Origin of the sequence: Streptomyces sp. 13-12-16 (assembly GCF_002114215.1) — a bacterium.
Classification (GTDB): Bacteria; Actinomycetota; Actinomycetes; order Streptomycetales; family Streptomycetaceae; genus Streptomyces.
On sequence record NZ_NCTE01000935.1, the window covers coordinates 1 to 3,585 of the forward strand.

Here is a 3,585-nt window from a genome sequence, read left to right on the forward strand (position 1 = left end):
GGCGTACGCCGCATGACCGCCCGCGTGAACGCGGCGGACGATCCGGCGCACGCCCTGGAGGACCTGGCCCTGCGCCGGGCGGCCCGGACGCCCCCGCCCGACCCCCTGCTCGGCCGCCTGGTCACCGCCCTCGACGCGGGCCGCCCGGTGGCCGCCACCGCCGACGAACTGGGCTTGGGAGCCCGCCAGTTGCACCGTCGTTCGCTGGCAGCGTTCGGCTACGGCCCGAAGACCCTGGCCCGCATCCTCCGGATGCGCCGTGCCCTCGCCCTGGCCCGGACGGGCGTCCCCTTCGCGGAGACGGCCGCCCGGACCGGCTACGCGGACCAGGCCCATCTCTCCCGCGAGATACGGGACCTGACGGGCCTGCCGCCGGGCGGGCTACTGACCGCTCACGGCTAGTGGCGCGAACAGGTCCACCCCGTTCCCGTCCGGGTCGAGGAGGACGGCGTACCGCTGCCCCCACACCGCGTCCCACGGCTTGAGCTCGAAACCGCTCCCGGCGTCGACCATCTCCGCGAAGAGCGTGTCGACCTCCGCGGGACCGTCGCACCGCAGCGCCAGGGAGGTCCTGCCCCCGCCCGACGGCGGCTCCCATCCCGTGTGGAAGGACCGGACCACCTCCTCCGTGTCCAGCAGCAGCCGCAGTCCTCCCGGCAGTTCGGCCTCCACGTGTCCCTGCGTCTCGGCCCCTTCGGGGAAGGCGAACCCGAGACGCCGGTAGAAGGCGACGGAGGCGGCCATGTCCGAGACGACCATCCCGATGGCATCGAATCGTGCACTCATGCCGCCCACCGTAGGACCACCCCGCCGGCCCGGTCTTGAAGGAAACGGACATCCGCCGGGCGGGGCTCACGCCCCGGGCAGGCAGCCCGCCCGTGCGGCGTGCAGTTCGGAGCGGACCAGCTCCAGGAGGCGGCCCGTCCAGTTCCGGCCGCGCCCGCCGTTGTCACCCCAGAAGCCCGAGTCGATGTCGTCGTAGACGAGCGTCGCGTCGTCCGTGGACAGGAGGATGCGGGCCAGGTCCGGGTGCTGGGTGTACTTGGCCCGCAGCAGGTGGGTCATCACGGCCGTGCGGGCCTGCTCCCAGCCCTCGCGCCGGCCGGCGGCGACCGCCAGGTTGCGTGCGGCGAAGACGGTCTCCGCCCCGGCGACCGCTTCCCGGACGGCGGGGTCGGCGGTGGACAGGGCCCAGTAGGCGTGGGCGACCGTGGGGAAGGTGGTCCCGTCGACGGTGACGGGGGCCGGGTAGTCGTTGCGCAGGCCCCTCGTGCCGGGGTCCTCCGGCGGGGCGGGCATGCTGCCCTCGTAGAGGTGGAGCGCGGGGGCGACGGCGGTCGCGGGACCGTCGGCCGGAACGCGCGAACGCGCCTTCGCCCTCGACTCGGCCCGCTCCTCGAAGTAGGAGAGCGCCCAGTCGTACTGGTCCTGGGTGACCTCCTCGTCGGGCCGGCGGCCGGTGGTCCCGCCGGGGCCGGCCACCAGGATCTGCAACGGCCAGTCCTTGCGGTCCATGTCGCCCAGCGCGTAGTGCCGCTGCGTCTCGGGTATGGCGAAGTACGCGTCGCGTGCCGCGGCCCGATTCTCCTCGGTCCGGTCGGCCAGGAACGCGTCGACCGCCGCCAGACAGCGGCCCGTCGAGTCCGGGCGCCCGTTGAGCTGGTCGATCGTGTCCCGTATCTCGGCGACGAGGACCTCGGGGGTGAGCCAGGTCCGCGGCTCGGCGAACTTCCACCGGGCCAGGCCGAAGGCGGACGCCTCCGCGCCCTCGGGGAGTTCGGTCGCCACCCAGCCGCTGCGCAGCTTCCCCTCGAACTCCTCCAGGGTGACCAGCTCCCAGCAGTCGATGAGCCCGTCCGCGTAGATGAACAGGTCGGTCAGGTGGTGGTCGAAGTTGCGGATGAAGGCGTGCCGCCAGGTTCCGGGGACGCGCACGCCGTCCGCCATGCGGTAGGTGATCCGGTTGCCGATCATCCGCACATTCTGGGGGATCGTGACGCCCGCCCGACATCGGGTTTCCGGCGCCGGCCGCATAGGCTCCCGTCCATGCCCGCCTCCGCACGCCCCGCGCTCCTCGTGTACACCCGCACCACCGACTACCGGCACGACTCCATCCCCGCCGGTGTCGCCGCCCTGCGCGCCCTCGGCGGCTTCACCGCCGACGCCACCGAGGACCCGGCCGCCTTCGAGGAACCGCTGGACCGGTACGCCGCCGTCGTCTTCCTCTCCACCAGCGGCGAGGTGCTCACCCCGGCCGGGCGGCGGCGGCTCGCGGCGTACGTCGAGGCGGGCGGCGGGTTCGTGGGCGTGCACGCCGCCGCCTGCACGGAGTACGGCTGGCCGTACTACGGCGAACTCCTCGGCGCCCGCTTCGACAGGCACCCCGCCTTCCAGCCGGGCCGCGTGGTGACCGAGGACCACGACCACCCGGCGACCCGGCACCTGCCCGGCGTCTGGGAGTTCACCGACGAGTGGTACGACTTCCGCACCGACCCGCGCGCCGCGGGCGTGCGGGTCCTGCTCCGTGCCGACGAGTCGTCGTACGACGGCGGCGGCATGGGCGACGGCCACCCGCTGGCCTGGTGCCGCCGGCAGGGCGCGGGCCGCGTCTTCTACACCGCCCTCGGACACGCCGCCGAGGCCTACGGCGACCCGGACTTCCGCGCCCATCTGTTCGGCGGCGTCACCTGGGCGGCAGCCCGCTGATCACTCCTTGCAGGAGGAGTACGTGTTCAGGTCCTGGGGGTCGGGACGGAAGCGGTTCTCCCAGTCCCCGGGGTAGGCGGCGACCAACGCGGGAAGCTGGGCCTTCACATCGCTCGCCCACGCGTCGGTGAGGTAGTCGCGCAGGGCGTCGCGCAGCTTCTCGCAGTCGCCCCCGCGGCCCTCCGGCAGCGCGATGCCGTACCGGTTGATGTTGCCGAACGAGACGTCGGGCACGACCTTGAGGGGCGTGGGGCTCTTCTTCTGCTCCTCCACGTATCCGTAGAGCAGCGCCTCGTCGGTGAACACGGCGTCGATGTGGCCCTGCTGGAGCTTGCGCACGCAGGTCGAGTAGTCGCTCTCCGTGTGCGGTGTGGTGCCGTCGGGCAGCGCGGCGATGGCCGCCGTCGAGCCCTCGACCGTGCAGATCACCTTGTCCGCGACGTCCTTCTCGGTCCTGATGCCGTCGTAGTCCTCGCGGACCAGGAACGCCTGCTTGGTGACGAAGTAGGGCCCCACGAAGTCGACCTCGGCGTCCCGCTGGGGGGTGATCGAATAGGTGCCGATGACCAGCGCCGACGACTTCTCGACGAGCTCCTGCTCCCGCTTGGCGGACACCACGTCGTGCCACCTCGGGGTGAAACCGATCCGCTTGCCGAGGTAGGCGGCCAGGTCCGGCTCGAAGCCGCGGTCGGTGTGTTCCCTGTGGAGGTTGAACCCCGGCTGGTCGGTCTTGCCGCCGATGTAGACGGTGCCGGTGAGGGAGGACTCCTGGTCCGCCCCGTCCGCGGTCCATCCGCAGGCCGCGACGGTGGACAGCAGGGCGGCGGCGGCCGCGGCCCGGGCGTGCCGGCGGCCGGGGGACCGGAGGGGGCGCGGGCG

At 73.1% G+C, this 3,585-nt stretch carries 5 protein-coding genes; 2 read left to right on the forward strand and 3 right to left on the reverse strand.

Annotation, left to right across the window (positions count from 1 at the left end; all coding sequences use genetic code 11):
* Positions 1 to 402, forward strand: a 402-nt coding sequence (locus B7767_RS32495) for a helix-turn-helix transcriptional regulator (protein WP_143652743.1), incomplete at its 5' end; no start/stop codon positions are given.
* On the opposite strand, the gene B7767_RS32500 is transcribed toward B7767_RS32495, so the two are convergent.
* A complete protein-coding gene (locus tag B7767_RS32500; RefSeq protein ID WP_085575258.1) occupies positions 382 to 786 on the reverse strand; it encodes a VOC family protein in 405 nt (134 codons plus the stop codon). The genes B7767_RS32495 and B7767_RS32500 overlap by 21 nt on opposite strands.
* Positions 787 to 852: 66 nt before the next feature.
* A complete protein-coding gene (locus B7767_RS32505) occupies positions 853 to 1,974 on the reverse strand; it encodes an NADAR family protein (RefSeq protein WP_085575259.1) in 1,122 nt (373 codons plus the stop codon).
* 72 nt (positions 1,975 to 2,046) lie between these two features.
* On the opposite strand from B7767_RS32505, the gene B7767_RS32510 reads away from it, so the two are divergent.
* Positions 2,047 to 2,706: a ThuA domain-containing protein gene (locus tag B7767_RS32510; protein ID WP_085575260.1), complete on the forward strand. Its 660-nt coding sequence runs from the start codon at positions 2,047 to 2,049 to the stop codon at positions 2,704 to 2,706.
* Here B7767_RS32510 and B7767_RS32515 read toward each other — a convergent pair.
* A partial coding sequence (locus tag B7767_RS32515; protein ID WP_085575261.1) for a transporter substrate-binding domain-containing protein occupies positions 2,707 to 3,585 on the reverse strand: 879 nt, incomplete at its 5' end.

What these genes read in the sequence shown, in the direction of transcription:
- B7767_RS32500 (WP_085575258.1), bottom strand. Translation starts at nt 786, where the DNA reads ATGAGTGCACGATTCGATGCCATCGGGATGGTCGTCTCGGACATGGCC.
- B7767_RS32505 (WP_085575259.1), bottom strand. Translation starts at nt 1,974, where the DNA reads ATGATCGGCAACCGGATCACCTACCGCATGGCGGACGGCGTGCGCGTC.
- B7767_RS32510 (WP_085575260.1), top strand. Translation starts at nt 2,047, where the DNA reads ATGCCCGCCTCCGCACGCCCCGCGCTCCTCGTGTACACCCGCACCACC.